Origin of the sequence: Streptomyces sp. NPDC086519, from assembly GCF_040686075.1 — a bacterium.
Taxonomy (GTDB): domain Bacteria; phylum Actinomycetota; class Actinomycetes; order Streptomycetales; family Streptomycetaceae; genus Streptomyces; species Streptomyces shenzhenensis.
The window spans coordinates 63,371-77,973 of record NZ_JBFBJL010000029.1 but is presented as its reverse complement, the minus strand read 5'-3'; the positions used below and the strand labels follow the sequence as shown (position 1 = coordinate 77,973).

Below are 14,603 nucleotides of genomic sequence, written 5' to 3'. Positions count from 1 at the left end.
TTTCCCGGCAGTCTGTACGAGCTGAGAGCATATGTGGGGGCCACCGGTGTCCATCAAGAGCGGACCGGAGCGCGAGACCGACGAAGACAGACGGGGGACACATGCCAGAGCAGCCGGCGCCGTCGACACCGGACGCGCAGGACGCGCGGGACGCGCGGGACGCCGCCGCACCCGTGGCGCCCAGCCCCGCCCCGCCCGCGGCCCGCCGGGCCGGTCTCCTGCTGGTGCTGGTCCTCGGCGGCCTCACCGCGACGCCCCCGCTGGCGATGGACATGTACCTCCCCTCCCTGCCGGAGGTCACCCGCTCCCTGCACGCCCCCGCCGCGACCGTCCAGCTCACCCTCACCGCGTGCCTCGCCGGCATGGCTCTCGGGCAGCTGGCCGTCGGCCCGATGAGCGACCGCTGGGGCCGCCGCCGCCCGCTGCTGACCGGCCTCGCCGTCTACGTCGTCGCCACCGCGCTGTGCGCCCTCGCGCCGGACGTCGAGACCCTGGTCGCCGTCCGCCTCGCGCAGGGTCTCGCGGGCGCGGCCGGGATCGTCATCGCGCGAGCCGTCGTACGCGACCTCTACGACGGGGTCGCCATGGCCCGGTTCTTCTCCACCCTGATGCTGGTCTCCGGGGTCGCCCCGGTCATCGCACCGCTGATCGGCGGGCAGGTCCTGCGGGTGACGGACTGGCGGGGCGTCTTCGTCGTCCTCACGGTCGTCGGAGCACTGCTCGCCGCGCTGGTCTGGGTGCGGCTCCCGGAGACCCTGCCGCCGGCCGGCCGGCACGCCGGGGGAGCGGCCGCCGCCGTCCGCGCCATGCGCGCGCTGCTCGCGGACCTGCCCTTCACCGGCTACATGCTCGCGGGCGGCTTCGCCTTCGCCGCGCTGTTCGCCTACGTCAGCGCCTCGCCGTTCGTGATCCAGGAGATCTACGGCGCCTCCCCGCAGACCTTCTCCCTGCTCTTCGGCCTCAACTCGGTCGGGCTGGTGATCGCCGGGCAGGTCAACGGGAAGGTGCTGGTCGGCCGGGTCAGCCTGGACAAGGTGCTGGGCACGGGCCTGGTCGTGACCGTGCTCGCCGCGACCGCCCTGCTGCTGATGTCGTCCGGTCTCCTCGGCCCGGTCGGCCTCGCCCCGGTCGCCGCCGCCCTCTTCGTCCTGATGTCCGCGATGGGCCTCACCCTCCCCAACGCCCAGACCCTCGCCCTGCTGCGCACCCGGCACGCCGCCGGGTCCGCGTCCGCGCTGCTCGGGACCACCTCGTTCCTCGTCGGCGCGGTCGCCTCCCCGCTGGTCGGGATCGCCGGGGAGAGAACCGCCGTGCCCATGGCGATCGTCCAACTGGCGGGGGCACTGGTGGCGCTGGCCTGCTTCGTGGGAATGTGCCGTCCCTGGGCACGCGGGAACACCCGTGCGAGCGTGGAGGGAGCAGAGAGCTGAGCGTACCGAGACTGCGCGTCGAGACACCGGAACGGGCCGGTCTCGACCCCACGCAACTCAGGCACCTGGTTCGCGAGGTGCGCGACCTCACCACCGGTGAGCGGCCCTGGGCGGCCGGGGCCGTCGTGGTCGCCGGACGCGGACCCGTGATCGCCGTACAGGAGGCGGCCGGCTGGGCCGTGCGCTACTCCGCGTACGACCCCGCGACCGACGCCGGTGTCGAACTCCCGCCCGCCGCCCGGGTCCCGATGACCGTCGACACCCCCTTCGACCTGGCCTCCCTCACCAAGCTGTGCACCGCGGTCGCCGCCGTGCAGCAACTGGAACGCGGCACCCTCGGCATCGACGCCCGCGTCGGCGCCTACCTCCCCGACTTCCGCGGGGCCGCCGCCCACGGCATCACCGTCCGCCAGCTCCTCACCCACACCTCGGGCCTGCGCCCCGAACTCCCGCTCTACGACTGCCCCGACGACGCGGCCCGTCTCGACCTGCTGCGTGCGGAGACCCCGAGCAGCGCACCCGGCGCCTACCGCTACTCGGACCTCAACATGCTCCTCCTCCAGCACGTCCTGGAGCGGATCACCGGCCGTCCCCTCGACGTCCTCGTCCGCGACGGCATCACCCGCCCGCTCGGCATGACCGCCACCGACTTCGGCCCCTGCCCGGGGGCGGCGGCCACCGAGGACCAGCGGCGGCCGTGGGCCAAGGCCGACCGGGGGATGCTGCGGGGCGTCGTGCACGACGAGACCGCCTGGGCGCTGGGCGGGGTGGCCGGGCACGCCGGCCTCTTCTCCACCGCCCGGGACCTGGCGGTCTTCAGCCGTGCCCTGCTCTCGGGCGGCGCGTACGGCACCGCGCGCATCCTCGGCCCCGACTTCGTGGACCTGCTGCTGGGCCCGCCGGGCCTGGGCTTCCTGGTGGACCAGCCGTGGTTCATGGGCGAACTGTCGGGCCACGGCGCGGCGGGCCACACCGGGTTCACGGGCACGTCCCTGGTGCTGGACCGGGCGACGGACACGTTCCTGGTGCTGCTGGCCAACACCGTGCATCCGCGCCGCCGCCCCGGCGACAGCGCTCCGCGGGCGGCGGCGGCGACCCGCCTTGCCAGGGCTGTCCATACAATCGCCGGGTGAACCACCCCATCCCACCGGCCGACCGGCTCCGCGCCACCCTCACCGACCTGCTCGGCGGCCTCCCCCCGAAGCAGGCCGCCGGCGCCGTCGACCGGCTGATCGCCAACTACCGCGGGGCCACCCCGACCGACGCGCCGATCCTGCGGGACCGGGCGGACGTGGTGGCGTACGCGGCGTACCGGATGCCGGCGACCTTCGAGGCGGTGCGGTCCGCGCTGGCGGCGTTCGCCGACGCGGTGCCGGAGGGATGGGTGCCGGGCAGCCACGTGGACGTCGGCGGCGGCACGGGCGCGGCGACCTGGGCGGTGACCGACACCTGGGAGGGCGCGCGGCCGGTGACGGTCCTCGACTGGGCCGAGCCGGCGCTGGCCCTCGGCCGGGAGATCGCCGCGGCGCACCCGGCCCTGCGGGACGCGAAGTGGCAGCGCTCCCGGATCGGAGCGGGGCTCACCATCGAGAGCACTGATCTCGTCACGGTGTCGTACGTCCTCAACGAGCTCGACGAGGCCGGCCGTGCCGCCCTCGTCGGCGCCGCCGCGGCCGCCGCGCAGGCAGTCGTCCTCGTCGAGGCCGGCACCCCCGCCGGCTACGCCCGGATCATCGAGGCCCGGGACCGCCTGATCGGCGCCGGGTTCCACATCGCCGCCCCCTGCCCGCACAGCGCCGACTGCCCGATCGTCCCCGGCACGGACTGGTGCCACTTCTCCGCCCGGGTCAGCCGCTCCTCCCTGCACCGCCAGGTCAAGGGCGGGTCACTGCCCTACGAGGACGAGAAGTTCAGCTACGTGGCCGCCACCCGTTTCCCGCCCGCCCCGGCGCCTGCCCGGGTGGTCCGCCGCCCCCAGATCCGCAAGGGCCAGGTCCTGCTCGACCTGTGCGAGACCGACGAACAACTGCGCCGGACGACGGTCACCAAACGCCACGGCGACCTGTACAAGGCGGCCCGGGACGCGGACTGGGGCGACGCCTGGCCGCCGCGGTGACACAGCCCGGTGCGCCAGTACGTGACACACCCCCGTACCCCCCGCTTCGCACCCAGACGGGGCCATAAGGCATCCTGGCCGGACCACAGCGAGGCGAGGCGATAGATGAGCGCGACGTTCGGCGGCCCCAGCGGCCGGCAGGGCAGACTCTCCCGGTGGCTGCGCGGACGCCGCCCGAAGGAGACGGCCGCCGCCGACCCGGGCCGCGCGGCCCTGCTGCTCGCCGCCGCCGAAGCGGGCCTCCCGCTGGCCCCCGCCGCCCATCCCGCCCCCGGCTACGGCTGCTCCTGCGACCGCGTCGGCTGTCCCACCCCGGCCCGGCACCCGGTGTCCTTCGCCTGGCAGACGCAGTCCACCACCGACCGCGCCCAGATCGAGCGCTGGGCCCGGCACCAGCCGCAGGCCAACTTCATCACCGCGACCGGCATGACCCATGACGTCCTGGACGTGCCCCTGGAGGCCGGCCGGCAGGCGCTGGAACGGCTCCTCGCGGGCGGCGTCGAGGTCGGTCCGGTTGCCGAGAGCGACGACGGCCGCATGCTCTTCTTCACCCTCACCCGCGGCACCCCCGAGGACGAGGACGAGTGGTGGCCCTGCGAGCTGGACTGCCACCCCGAGACCATGGACGAGCACCCGGGCCTGCGCTGGCACTGCCGGGGCTCCTACGTCCTGGTACCGCCCGCCCGGCTGCCCGGCGACGACGACCGGCGGGTGCACTGGGTACGCGGCCCCGAGCACGCGCTCCCCGACCCGCTGAGCCTCCTGGAGATCCTCACCGACGCGTGCGCCCGGTACGCGGGCGAAGAGGCCGACCAAGTGGGCGCCGCCTGGCCACTCCGGCGCTGAGCGTTCAGCGGGGGGCGCCGCGCCCACGCGGCGGTAGCCGCACATCGATACGGCCCCGCGCCCCTTCGGGGGCGCTGAAATCGGGCGCTGTTCAGGAACCCTGTGCCGAGGTCAGGCCCTGGACGCGGCCGAGGACGGAGACCTTCCCGGTGCCCGCCGGGTCCAGCGCGACCTGGTTGGAGACGAACTCCATCGTCAGCGACTGCTTGATCTCGCCCTTGGTGAGCGCCTTGACGTCCTGGTTCGGCGTCGGCACGGAGGTGCCCGCGGCCGCCGTCTGCTTGGCGTAGTAGCGGGTGGTGAAGAACACCACCGCGCCGCCGTCGGCGGTGCGCAGCGCGAGCGGCGCGTAGTCGCCGCCCGTCAGCGGCTCGTCGATGTACTGGGTGGCCAGGCCCGGCTTGGTGGACTTCTTGCGGTCCGCGCGCCAGCCGCTGGTGTGCGGGCCGTCCGCGAAGACGGCGCCGCCGCTCCTCAGGTACGTGGCGTAGTCCTGGCCCAGGTCGGCGGGGGAGACGGCGAGTTGGGCGCTGTTCGCCGGTACGGCCTCGGCCCAGCCGTCCTTGTCGGTGGTGAACTTCGGTACGTCGCCCGGCGCGACCAGCGTCAGGTACGCCACCTGGAACGGGGCGGAGAGGCTGTCGCGGGTGAAGACCAGCAGCCACCGTGCGTCGCCGCCCTTGTTGCCGTGCGCGTCGGCGACGAACCAGCGCGGCCAGCCGGCCTTCTTCGGGATGGTGTAGGTGACGTCGTCGAACGCCAGGGGCGAGTGGCCGGAGTTGCCGCCCGGACTGTTGACGTGCCCGGCCTTCAGGCGCGCGGAGTCGATGTCGGCGAGGGCGCCGGTCGTGTAGTCCGCGTCCAGGGAGCCGTCGTAGGCCTTGTCGGCCTTGTTGTAGGCGTCCGTGAACTGCCGGAGCGCCTTGGCGGCCTCGGCGCGGGTGGTGGTGGGGAGCACCTCGCGCTCCCCGTGCACCACCACGCATCCGCTCGCCGTCAGCGACATGGCGGTCAGCGAGACCGCTATGAGTGCGCTCCGGTCACGTCTGCGGAGTCCGCGGAGCCGCCGAGGGCTGCGGTCCCCGGTCGTCGGATGCGTCCTCAGATGCCTCATCAGGTGCCTTCACCTTCCCCTTCCCGGAGCCGAACCCTACCGGGGCGAAGAAGAGGACGAGCGTCGGGACCAGGTACAGCAGCCACACCGTGACCTGGAGCACGGTCGGGTCCGGCTGGAAGTTGAAGACGCCCTTCAGCAGCGTCCCGTACCAGCTGTCCGGCGGGACGGTGCCGCTGATGTCGAAGGCCTGGTGGGTCAGGCCCGGGAGCCAGTCGGCCTCCTGGAGGTCGTGGAAGCCGTACGCGAGGACGCCCGCCGCGACCACGACCAGCATGCCGCCGGTCCAGGTGAAGAACTTGGCGAGGTTGATCCGCAGCGCGCCCCGGTAGAACAGCCAGCCCAGGAAGACCGCGGTGGCCAGGCCGAGCGCCACACCGATCAGCGGGCGCGGGGTGCCGTCGCTCGCCGCGTGCACGGACGCCCACACGAACAGGGCGGTCTCGAGTCCCTCTCGCCCCACGGCGAGAAAGGCGGTGGCGACGAGCGCCCCCGTGCCCATCGCGAGAGCCGCGTCCAGCCTGCCGTGCAGCTCCGTCCTCAGGTGCCGGGCGGTGCGCCGCATCCAGAACACCATCCAGGTCACCAGGCCCACCGCGGCGACGGACAGCGACCCGCCGAGCGCCTCCTGCGCCTGGAACGTCAGCTCCTGGGAACCGAATTCGAGGGCGCACCCGAAGCCCATGGCGATCAGCACCGCCACCGCGATGCCGGTCCAGATCGGTTTCAGGGCGTCGGTCCGCCCGGTCTTGACCAGGTAGGCGATGAGGATGCAGACGACGAGGGACGCCTCAAGGCCTTCCCGCAGACCGATCAGGTAGTTGGAGAACACGGATCACGCCCCCTTGGAGGACTTGGAGGACTTGGAGGACTCGGATGATTCGGAGGACTTCGAGGATTCGGAGGATTGGGAGGATTCGGAGGATTCGGAGGATTCGGAGGATTCGGAGAACAGCGTCCGGCCCCACCAGTCGTCCGTGTCCCGGACCCCGGGCGGCACCGCGAACACCGCCGAACCCACGTGCTGGATGTACTCGTTGAGCGCGTCGGACGCGGACAGCCTGCGCTGAAGCGGGATGAACCCCTCGCGCACGTCGCGCTGGTAGGCCAGGAAGAACAGCCCCGCGTCGAGCCGCCCGAGTCCGTCCGTCCCGTCGGTGAAGGAGTAGCCACGGCGCAGGATGGTGATCCCGCCGTTGGAGTCCGGGTGCGCGAGCCGGACATGGGCGTCGGGCTTCATCGCCTTCAGGAACGGCGCGTCGTGCTCCTTCGCCCTGCCGACCGGGGCGCCCTCGCCCTTGTCCCGCCCGAAGACGTCCTCCTGCTCCTGGAGCGAAGTCCGGTCCCAGGTCTCGATGTTCATGCGGATGCGGCGGGCGACGAGGTACGACCCGCCCGTCATCCACTCCGGCCCGTCCCCGTCCCCCACCCACACGAACTTCTTCAGACGGCCGGTCTCGGTGCCCGCGATGTTGCGGGTGCCGTCCTTGAACCCCATGAGATTGCGGGGCGTCTGGGCGTCCGGGGTCGTCGACGAGGTCTTCCCGAAACCGAGCTGGGACCACCGGACGGCGACCTTGCCGAAGCCGATCCGGGCGAGGTTGCGGATGGCGTGCACGGCGACCTGCGGATCGTCGGCACAGGCCTGGATGCACAGATCGCCCCCGGTGCGGGAGGAGTCGAGGTTGTCCCCGGGGAACCCGGGCAGGTCGACGAGCGCGGCCGGCCGCTGCCCGGTCAGGCCGAACTTCTCGAAGAGGGACGGCCCGAAGCCGATCGTCAGCGTCAGCCGGGACGGCCTGAGCCCGAGGGCCTCGCCGGTGTCGTCCGGTGGCGCCTCGGCGAGCCCGCCGTACGCGCCCTCGCCCACGGCCTTGCCCGCGGTCAGCCGCCGGGCCGCGGCCGTCCAGTCCTTGAGCAGCCGCACGAACTCGGCCCGGTCGTCGGTCTTCACGTCGAACGCGGCGAAGTGCAGCCGGTCCTGGACGGGCGTGGCGATCCCGGCCTGGTGGGCGCCGTGGAACGCCACCGCGCCCCCGGCCTCGGCGGCCGCCGGGTCGGCGTCGTCACCGGCCTCGGCCATCGCCACCGCGCCCCCGGCCACGGCGGCCCCGAGCGCGAGCCCGGCCCCGCCCCACCCGATCAGCGCCCGACGCGACGGATTGACTTTCTCACCCATGTCCCGCCCCTTACTTGACCACGGCCGCGGCGAGCTTGGACAGCGGCTCCGCGAGGGCGTTGACCGCGTCGGACAGCTCCTTGCGCTGGTCCTTGGTGACCTTGTCGTACGAGACGAAGTCGTAGGACGTCTTGTCCGCGCGGTACGTGTCGAGCAGGGTGTCGAGCGCGGCGAACTGCTTGTCCAGCTCGCCCGTCAGCGCCGGGTCGTTCTTCGCGGCGACCGGCTTCAGCAGCTCGTACGCCTTCTGCGCGCCCTCGACGTTGGCCTTGAAGTCGACCAGGTCGGTGTGGGAGTAACGGTCCTCCTCGCCGGTGACCTTGCCGGTGGCGACCTCGTCGAGGAGTTCCTTGGCGCCGTTGGCCATGGAGGTCGGGGTGATCTCGGCCTTGCCGACCCGCTTCTGCCAGCCGGTCAGGTCGGCGACGAGCCGGTCGGCGAGGGCCGCCTCGGTGGCACCGATCTTCCGGTCCGCCCAGAGGGCCTTCTCCAGCCGGTGCCAGCCGGTCCACTTCTGCCCCTCCTCCAGGCCGTCGGCGCGGGTGTCGGTCTTCGGGTCGATGTCACCGAAGGACTCGGCGATCGGCTCGGTGCGCTCCCAGCCGAGCCGCGAGGGGGCGTAGGCCTTCTTGGCGGCCTCCAGGTCACCGGCCTTGATCGCGTCGGCGAAGGTCCGGGCGAGCGGGACGGTGGCGTCGGCCTGCTCCTGGGCGTACTCGCGGTAGTCGGCGACGGCCTTGTCGAGCGTCGGGTTGCGCTTGGCGACGGCCCCGGAGCCGGTGACGGTCAGCTTCTGCCGCACCCCGTGCCCCTTCATCCCGGGCCGGCAGGCTATCTCGTACGACCCGGCCTTGACCTCGGCGGTCAGCGTGTACCTGGTCCCCGGCCCGATGTTCTCCTTCTCGGAGACGATCCGGTCGTCCGGGAAGAGGATCTCGACCTCGGTGGCCTTGGAGCCCGTGTTCTCGATGGCGAGCGTGACGTGCCCGGCCGGAACCGACTTCGTGGACGTCTCACACCTGGAGTCGGCGGCGGTGACCTTGATCGCGCCCTCGCCCTCGGCGTCGCTCTTCGCCGTGCAGGCCGAGAGGGCGGTCAGGGCGGCCGCGGTGGCGGCGGCGGTGACGGTGAGTCGGACGGCACGCATGCAGGCTCCAAGCGGGGTTGGTGTGGTGAGGCTGACCTAACTTACCCGAGGCTTACCTTACTTTTACCGGGAGTGGTGGTGATGTGCCAGACATAGAAAGATCACAGGCGTGGCCTGATCCCGCTGGCTCAAAATATGCGCCAAGAGAAAGTAAAGGGAAAGTCAAGGGTGCTGTGAGTGCTTCAATGCCGGAGTGACTGATTACGACGTGCTGCGTGTCTTCTGCGCGGCGAACGGCGGGTACGGCAACGAGCTCGGGGTCGTCCGGGACGGCTCCGTGCTGCCCGACCGGGAGGACCGGCAGGCGCTGGCCGCGAAACTCGGGTTCAGCGAGACCGTGTTCGTGGACGACCCCGAGCGCGGGGTCATCGACATCTACACCCCCACCCTGCGCCTGCCGTTCGCCGGGCACCCCTGCGTGGGCAGCGCCTGGCTGCTGGACGTGCCCGAACTGGTCACCCCGGCCGGTGTGGTGGGCGCCCGGCTGGACGGCGAGTTCAGCTGGATCGAGGCGCTCCCGGAGTGGGTACCGCCGCGCACCCTGCGCCAGTACGCCACGGCCGCCGAGGTCGACGCGCTGCCGGTGCCGCCGCCGGGGGAGTGGCTGTATGCCTGGGCGTGGGAGGACGAGTCGGCCGGCCGGGTGCGCGCCCGCGCCTTCCCCGGCCGTGACGACGGCATCGACGAGGACGAGGCGACCGGCGCGGCGGCGCTGCTGCTCACCGCGCAGCTGGGCCGGGCCCTGAACATCACCCAGGGCAGGGGCTCGCAGATCCTCACCGCACCCCAGCCGTACGGCTGGGTGGAGATCGGCGGGCGGGTCCTGCTGGAGGGCGAGGAGAAGCAGCCCCGGATCAGCCGGTGACCGACTTGTCCTGCCGGGCGCGCCTCGCGTAGTACCAGGTCATGTTGGACGACAGGCCCGTCAGCAGCACCCAGACCACCCCCATCAGCCAGCTGCCCTGGACGAAGGAGATGACAGCGGCGGTGACGGCCAGGACGCAGACGGCCAGGGCGTAGAGGGCGAGGCGGGGCATGAGGCGGGTCGCTTTCGGATCGGTCGGGGACACTGGCGGCGACCACCAGTGTCCCCCATCCGCTCAGACGTCCGTGAGGCGGAGTCCGGCGTGTGCCTTGTAGCGGCGGTTGACCGAGATCAGGTTCGCGACCAGGGACTCCACCTGGTGGGCGTTGCGCAGCCGCCCCGCGAAGACGCCGCGCATCCCGGGGATGCGCCCGGCCAGCGCCTGCACGATCTCGACGTCGGCCCGCACCTCCCCGAGCACCATCACATCGGTGTCGATCTCCTCGATCTCCGGGTCCTGGAGAAGCACCGCGGAGAGGTGGTGGAAGGCGGCCGTGACCCGTGAGTCCGGCAGCAGCGCCGCGGCCTGCTCCGCCGCGCTGCCCTCCTCCGGCCGCAGCGCGTAGGCGCCCTTCTTGTCGAAGCCGAGCGGGTTGACGCAGTCCACGACCAGCTTGCCGGCCAGTTCCCCGCGCAGTGACTCCAGCGTCTTGCCGTGCCCGTCCCACGGTACGGCGACGATCACCAGGTCGCTGCGGCGCGCGCACTCGGCGTTGTCCGCGCCCTCGACACCGTGCCCGAGCTCGTCGGCGGCGGCCTGCGCGCGCTCGGCGGCCCGGGAACCGATGATCACCTTCTGGCCGGCCCGCGCCAGCCGGTAGGCGAGGCCCTTGCCCTGCGGGCCGGTGCCGCCGAGCACACCCACGACCAGACCGGAGACGTCGGGCAGGTCCCAGGGATCCTTGGCGGGGGCCTTCTCGGCCGCCGGCTGCTGTGCACTGTCGGTAGAGGTCATGGGCCGACTCTACGTCCGGGCCGGCGGCCGTACCCGGTCAGGTGAGCCGGTTCACGGGCACCCGGCGGAAGGTGATCGTCTCGTACGCGCCGAAGTCACCGGTCTCGTACAGCAGTCCGACGGTGGCCGCGTCGATCCGGGTCAGGTCGGAGTAGGCGGCGGGCAGTCCGTCCACCGTGTACGCGGGGCGCCAGGTGGTACCGCCGTCGGCGGAGACACGGACCGTCATCAGGGCGCGGGCCGCCGGGTCGGCGGGGCCGGAGTACAGCAGCAGGTCCGGATCGCGCAGTTGGAGCACGCTCGCCTCGCAGACGGGGGCGGTGAGCCCGGCCTGCGGCCGGAACGGCTTCACGAGCGTGCGCCCGCCGTCCGCGGAGTGGGCGTCGGCCCTGTTCCCCGGCGCCGGGGAGTCGTTGCGCGTGTTGAAGTAGACGCGCCCGTCGGGCAGTTCGGCGGCGGTGGTCTCGTTGACGTTGACGTATCCGTCGGTGTTCTCGTCGAGGTAGCCGAGGTACCAGGTCTCCCCGCGGTCGTCGCTGAGCAGGCAGTGCCCGCTGTTGTACCTGCCCTCGGTGCCGTTGTCCGTCCCGGTGGGCGGCAGGGTGTGGTTGGCGGCCACGACGACCCGCCCCGAGCGCAGTTGGACGGCATGGCCGGGCGTGGTGGCGTACCACCGCCATCCGGCCTTCTTCACCGACGAGGTGATCTCCTTCGGCGCGGACCACGTCACCCCGTCGTCGTCGCTGTGCTGCACCCACACCCGCCGCCCGTCGGCGTCCGGCACCTGCCCGCGCAGGACGGCGTCCTCGGTGGCGGTGGCGGCACTGCGGACGTGCACGAGCAGGATCCGTCCGCTGTCGAGCACCACGGGCGCGGGGTTCCCGGCGAGATCGGTCCCGTTGCGGGCGGCGGCCTGGAGAGCTCCCCAGGTGCGCCCGCCGTCCCCGGACCTCTTCAGCACGACCTCGATGTGCCCGTGGTCGGCGGCGGAGTCGACTCTCCCCTCGCAGAAGGCGAGCACGGTGCCCGCCCGGGAGACCACCACCGCCGGGATCCGGAAACTGGCGTAGCCCTCTTCGCCCGCGCGAAAGGGAATGCTTGCCTCTGCGTCGCTCATGGGCCGCCTTCTCCCCGGGTCGGGCGAATTCGGGGTGAACTCCGCGTCACGAGTGCCCGATTACGGCAGTATGCGGAGGCATGGACGCCGTACGGGTCGCGTTGCTGCGTGAAGTGCTCGCCGGGACCGAGTGGTTGACCGCCACACGCAGATTCGCGGGTGCCCTTCGGGGCTCGGTGGTGACCCACGGCGGCGGACTGCTGCTGATCGGCACCCCGGAGTACGAGCCGTGGCATCTCGCCGCGCACCTGGTGGACGAGGCGGCGTGGTCCGGTACGCCGGAACTGGCGCCGACCCTGGTACGGCACGACGCCCGTCCCACCGACCCGGCGCACCTCGCGGTCGGCCCCGCCCGCATCGAGACGGCGCGCCGGGGCGAGACGCTGCTGGTGGTGGCGCCGGGTGACACCGAACCGCTGCTGGAGCGGGTCCACACGGCGCGCCGCGCCGGCGTGACGGTCCTGACCCTGTCCACCACCGCCGACGACGCGCTGACCGCCATGGCCCACGAGACCCTCACCGTCCCCGAGAGCGCGGAACTGGATCTGGACACGGTCCAGCACCTGGTCAGCGCGGCAGCCGGCGAGAACGGCCCCTCCCCGAGGACCCGCCGCCGCTTCCGCGACCGCCTGGCCCGCCTGGCGGAGACGGTGACGGCCCCGCCTCCGACCCCCTGGTGACGGCCCGCCCGCCCGGCGCACGACCGTGGCCGCCGTCCCCACCCGTCCCCACCCGGCCCTGACCGTCCCCACCCGGCCCTGACCGGTCCGGTCAGTCCTCGTCCGAGGAGTCACCCGCCGGCGCGTCGTGCCAGCGCGGGTCGTTCTCCCACTGGAGGTTGCGCTCCCGGGCGGTCTCCATCGCGTGCTCGGCCTCCGCACGGCTGGCGTAAGGACCGAACCGGTCCTTGGCGGGGCACTCCGGCCCCTCCTCGACCTTGTGGTGCTCCAGGCAGTAGTACCACTCGCCCGCCTTCGCGACGGTCCGCTTCTTGAACAAGGCCATGACCGGCTCCTTTCGCCATCCACATGTTCCCGCATGCCCGCTGGTTAGACTCGCTGGCATGTCTGGCCAGTCGCTGCTCGTACCAGGGGAGCTCTCTCCCACCCGTTCGGTACCCGGAAACATCCGCCGCCCCGAGTACGTCGGCAAACCCGCGCCGACCCCGTACACCGGGCCCGAGGTGCAGACCCCGGAGACCATCGAGGCGATGCGGATCGCCGGCCGCATCGCCGCACAGGCGATGGAGGAGGCCGCGAAGATCATCGAGCCGGGTGTGACGACGGACGAACTCGACAAGGTGGCGCACACGTACATGTGCGACCACGGGGCCTACCCGTCCACCCTCGGCTACCGCGGTTTCCCCAAGTCCCTGTGCACCAGCGTCAACGAGGTCATCTGCCACGGCATCCCGGACTCGACGGTGCTCCAGGACGGTGACATCGTCAACCTGGACGTGACGGCGTACATCGGCGGGGTGCACGGCGACAACAACGCGACCTACCTGGTCGGGGACGTCGACGAGGAGAGCCGGCTGCTGGTGGAGCGGACCCGGGAGTCCCTGGACCGGGCGATCAAGGCGGTCCGGCCGGGCCGGCAGATCAACATCATCGGCCGGGTCATCGAGTCGTACGCCAAGCGCTTCGGCTACGGGGTGGTCCGCGACTTCACCGGGCACGGCATCAACTCGTCCTTCCACTCCGGGCTGATCATCCCGCACTACGACAGCCCGCACGCGACGACCGTGATGCAGCCCGGGATGACCTTCACGATCGAGCCGATGCTGACGCTCGGGACGCACGAGTACGACATGTGGGACGACGGCTGGACCGTCGTCACCAAGGACCGCAGGCGAACCGCGCAGTTCGAGCACACGCTGGTGGTGACCGACACCGGCGCGGACATCCTCACGCTTCCCTGACACCTGCCCGATCAGGCCTGGCCTCCCCTCGGAGGGCAGGCCTGATCGCGGTGCTTCTCACCGACATGACGTCGGCCTGATCCCCCGTGCTACCGGCTGATCGAGCAGAACTCGTCCGTCCCCTGCCAGAAGCGGTAGAGCCGCTGGCCGCAGTACCGGTCCAGGTCTCCGACGCCCAGGTGGCGCAGCAGCGCGTCGATCACGTCGAAGAACGCGCTGTTGACCGACGGCACCCACAGCAGCGCGAACACGAACAGCAGGCCGAACGGCGCGAACGGCTCCACCTGGCGCTTGACGCCGTACGACAGCCAGGGCTCGATCACGCCGTAGCCGTCCAGGCCCGGCACCGGCAGGAAGTTCAGGATCGCCGCCGTGACCTGGAGCAGGGCGAGGAAGGCGAGGGCGAAGCGGAAGTCGCGCGGGACGCCGTCCAGCGCGTCCAGCCAGAAGGGGGCCGTGCAGACGGCGGCGAACAGGACGTTCGTCAGCGGACCGGCGGCCGAGATGAGGCTGTGCCGCCAGCGGCCCCGGATCCGGCCGCGCTCGATGAAGACCGCGCCGCCCGGCAGACCGATCCCGCCCATGATCACGAACAGCACCGGGAGCACGATGCTCAGCAGGGCGTGCGTGTACTTCAGCGGGTTCAGGGTCAGGTAGCCCTTCGCGCCCACCGTGATGTCGCCGCCGTGCAGGGCGGTGCGCGCGTGCGCGTACTCGTGCAGGCAGAGGGAGACGATCCAGGCGGCCGTCACGAACAGGAACACGGCGACCCCGGGCTGCTCGGCGAACCCGGACCAGGTGGCCCACCCGGTGACCGCGGTGACGGCCAGGATCCCGACGAACACGGGACTGATCCGCCGGTCACTGGGGCGGGTGGTGGTGGCGGTCATGGGGTGGGACTCCCGGGTCGCTT

General features: G+C 72.2%; 16 protein-coding genes. 7 read left to right on the top strand and 9 right to left on the bottom strand.

Going from position 1 to position 14,603, the window contains the following annotated elements; translation table 11 throughout:
* Nucleotides 1-101 precede the first annotated feature (101 nt).
* The 4 genes from AB0P24_RS26485 to AB0P24_RS26470 all read left to right on the top strand — a co-directional run bounded on the left by AB0P24_RS26485 (nt 102) and on the right by AB0P24_RS26470 (nt 4,392).
* Nucleotides 102-1,430 (top strand): multidrug effflux MFS transporter, encoded by a 1,329-nt coding sequence (locus AB0P24_RS26485; protein WP_365798091.1) that lies wholly within the window; start codon nt 102-104, stop codon nt 1,428-1,430.
* Nucleotides 1,373-2,563: a serine hydrolase domain-containing protein gene (locus AB0P24_RS26480; RefSeq protein WP_365798089.1), complete on the top strand. Its 1,191-nt coding sequence runs from the start codon at nt 1,373-1,375 to the stop codon at nt 2,561-2,563. The genes AB0P24_RS26485 and AB0P24_RS26480 overlap by 58 nt, the downstream gene beginning before the upstream one ends.
* Nucleotides 2,560-3,546 (top strand): small ribosomal subunit Rsm22 family protein, encoded by a 987-nt coding sequence (locus tag AB0P24_RS26475; RefSeq protein ID WP_365798087.1) that lies wholly within the window; start codon nt 2,560-2,562, stop codon nt 3,544-3,546. The genes AB0P24_RS26480 and AB0P24_RS26475 overlap by 4 nt, the downstream gene beginning before the upstream one ends.
* Before the next feature lie 105 nt (nt 3,547-3,651).
* Nucleotides 3,652-4,392, top strand: a complete 741-nt coding sequence (locus AB0P24_RS26470; protein WP_365798085.1) for a bifunctional DNA primase/polymerase — start codon at nt 3,652-3,654, stop codon at nt 4,390-4,392.
* Nucleotides 4,393-4,483: 91 nt separating this feature from the next.
* On the opposite strand, the gene AB0P24_RS26465 is transcribed toward AB0P24_RS26470, so the two are convergent.
* Genes AB0P24_RS26465 through efeO form a run of 4 tightly spaced genes read right to left on the bottom strand, consistent with a single transcriptional unit; the run spans nt 4,484 to nt 8,832 of the window.
* Entirely contained in the window at nt 4,484-5,398 is a 915-nt protein-coding gene (locus AB0P24_RS26465; RefSeq protein WP_365798083.1) for a hypothetical protein, read from the bottom strand.
* A gap of 34 nt (nt 5,399-5,432) precedes the next feature.
* A complete protein-coding gene (efeU, locus tag AB0P24_RS26460; protein ID WP_365798081.1) occupies nt 5,433-6,338 on the bottom strand; it encodes an iron uptake transporter permease EfeU in 906 nt (301 codons plus the stop codon).
* A 3-nt stretch (nt 6,339-6,341) separates the two neighbouring features.
* The gene (gene efeB / locus AB0P24_RS26455; RefSeq protein ID WP_365798079.1) at nt 6,342-7,685 is read right to left on the bottom strand and encodes an iron uptake transporter deferrochelatase/peroxidase subunit; all 1,344 of its coding nucleotides are present in this window, start codon (nt 7,683-7,685) and stop codon (nt 6,342-6,344) included.
* A gap of 10 nt (nt 7,686-7,695) precedes the next feature.
* Nucleotides 7,696-8,832, bottom strand: a complete 1,137-nt coding sequence (gene efeO, locus AB0P24_RS26450; protein ID WP_365798077.1) for an iron uptake system protein EfeO — start codon at nt 8,830-8,832, stop codon at nt 7,696-7,698.
* Nucleotides 8,833-9,025: 193 nt separating this feature from the next.
* Here efeO and AB0P24_RS26445 point away from each other — a divergent pair, with 193 nt between their 5' ends.
* Nucleotides 9,026-9,697: a PhzF family phenazine biosynthesis protein gene (locus AB0P24_RS26445; protein WP_365798075.1), complete on the top strand. Its 672-nt coding sequence runs from the start codon at nt 9,026-9,028 to the stop codon at nt 9,695-9,697.
* Here the strand turns inward: AB0P24_RS26445 and AB0P24_RS26440 are convergent.
* From AB0P24_RS26440 to AB0P24_RS26430, 3 genes are all read right to left on the bottom strand, one after another.
* The gene (locus tag AB0P24_RS26440) at nt 9,687-9,869 is read right to left on the bottom strand and encodes a hypothetical protein (RefSeq protein WP_365798073.1); all 183 of its coding nucleotides are present in this window, start codon (nt 9,867-9,869) and stop codon (nt 9,687-9,689) included. The two genes, AB0P24_RS26445 and AB0P24_RS26440, sit on opposite strands and share 11 nt — an antisense overlap.
* A 63-nt stretch (nt 9,870-9,932) precedes the next feature.
* A complete protein-coding gene (gene npdG, locus AB0P24_RS26435; RefSeq protein WP_365798071.1) occupies nt 9,933-10,652 on the bottom strand; it encodes an NADPH-dependent F420 reductase in 720 nt (239 codons plus the stop codon).
* 37 nt (nt 10,653-10,689) lie between these two features.
* On the bottom strand, nt 10,690-11,769 hold the full coding sequence (locus tag AB0P24_RS26430) for a sialidase family protein (protein ID WP_365798069.1): 1,080 nt from the start codon (nt 11,767-11,769) through the stop codon (nt 10,690-10,692).
* Nucleotides 11,770-11,849: 80 nt separating this feature from the next.
* Between AB0P24_RS26430 and AB0P24_RS26425 the strand changes: the two genes are divergently transcribed.
* Nucleotides 11,850-12,449: a hypothetical protein gene (locus tag AB0P24_RS26425; protein WP_365798067.1), complete on the top strand. Its 600-nt coding sequence runs from the start codon at nt 11,850-11,852 to the stop codon at nt 12,447-12,449.
* A gap of 91 nt (nt 12,450-12,540) precedes the next feature.
* Here the strand turns inward: AB0P24_RS26425 and AB0P24_RS26420 are convergent, their stop codons facing one another.
* Nucleotides 12,541-12,774 (bottom strand): hypothetical protein, encoded by a 234-nt coding sequence (locus tag AB0P24_RS26420; RefSeq protein ID WP_365798065.1) that lies wholly within the window; start codon nt 12,772-12,774, stop codon nt 12,541-12,543.
* A gap of 58 nt (nt 12,775-12,832) precedes the next feature.
* Here AB0P24_RS26420 and map point away from each other — a divergent pair, with 58 nt between their 5' ends.
* The gene (map, locus tag AB0P24_RS26415) at nt 12,833-13,690 is read left to right on the top strand and encodes a type I methionyl aminopeptidase (protein ID WP_365798063.1); all 858 of its coding nucleotides are present in this window, start codon (nt 12,833-12,835) and stop codon (nt 13,688-13,690) included.
* An 89-nt stretch (nt 13,691-13,779) separates the two neighbouring features.
* On the opposite strand, the gene AB0P24_RS26410 is transcribed toward map, so the two are convergent.
* Complete coding sequence (locus AB0P24_RS26410; RefSeq protein WP_365798061.1) at nt 13,780-14,580, bottom strand: site-2 protease family protein; 801 nt, start codon at nt 14,578-14,580, stop codon at nt 13,780-13,782.
* Nucleotides 14,581-14,603 lie beyond the last annotated feature (23 nt).

Excerpts from the sequence above, each read along its gene's own strand:
- AB0P24_RS26470 (WP_365798085.1), top strand. The coding sequence starts at position 3,652 with ATGAGCGCGACGTTCGGCGGCCCCAGCGGCCGGCAGGGCAGACTCTCC.
- map (WP_365798063.1), top strand. The coding sequence starts at position 12,833 with ATGTCTGGCCAGTCGCTGCTCGTACCAGGGGAGCTCTCTCCCACCCGT.
- npdG (WP_365798071.1), bottom strand. The coding sequence starts at position 10,652 with ATGACCTCTACCGACAGTGCACAGCAGCCGGCGGCCGAGAAGGCCCCC.
- AB0P24_RS26465 (WP_365798083.1), bottom strand. The coding sequence starts at position 5,398 with ATGTCGCTGACGGCGAGCGGATGCGTGGTGGTGCACGGGGAGCGCGAG.
- efeB (WP_365798079.1), bottom strand. The coding sequence starts at position 7,685 with ATGGGTGAGAAAGTCAATCCGTCGCGTCGGGCGCTGATCGGGTGGGGC.
- AB0P24_RS26430 (WP_365798069.1), bottom strand. The coding sequence starts at position 11,769 with ATGAGCGACGCAGAGGCAAGCATTCCCTTTCGCGCGGGCGAAGAGGGC.
- efeO (WP_365798077.1), bottom strand. The coding sequence starts at position 8,832 with ATGCGTGCCGTCCGACTCACCGTCACCGCCGCCGCCACCGCGGCCGCC.
- AB0P24_RS26425 (WP_365798067.1), top strand. The coding sequence starts at position 11,850 with ATGGACGCCGTACGGGTCGCGTTGCTGCGTGAAGTGCTCGCCGGGACC.
- AB0P24_RS26410 (WP_365798061.1), bottom strand. The coding sequence starts at position 14,580 with ATGACCGCCACCACCACCCGCCCCAGTGACCGGCGGATCAGTCCCGTG.
- AB0P24_RS26485 (WP_365798091.1), top strand. The coding sequence starts at position 102 with ATGCCAGAGCAGCCGGCGCCGTCGACACCGGACGCGCAGGACGCGCGG.
- AB0P24_RS26440 (WP_365798073.1), bottom strand. The coding sequence starts at position 9,869 with ATGCCCCGCCTCGCCCTCTACGCCCTGGCCGTCTGCGTCCTGGCCGTC.
- AB0P24_RS26420 (WP_365798065.1), bottom strand. The coding sequence starts at position 12,774 with ATGGCCTTGTTCAAGAAGCGGACCGTCGCGAAGGCGGGCGAGTGGTAC.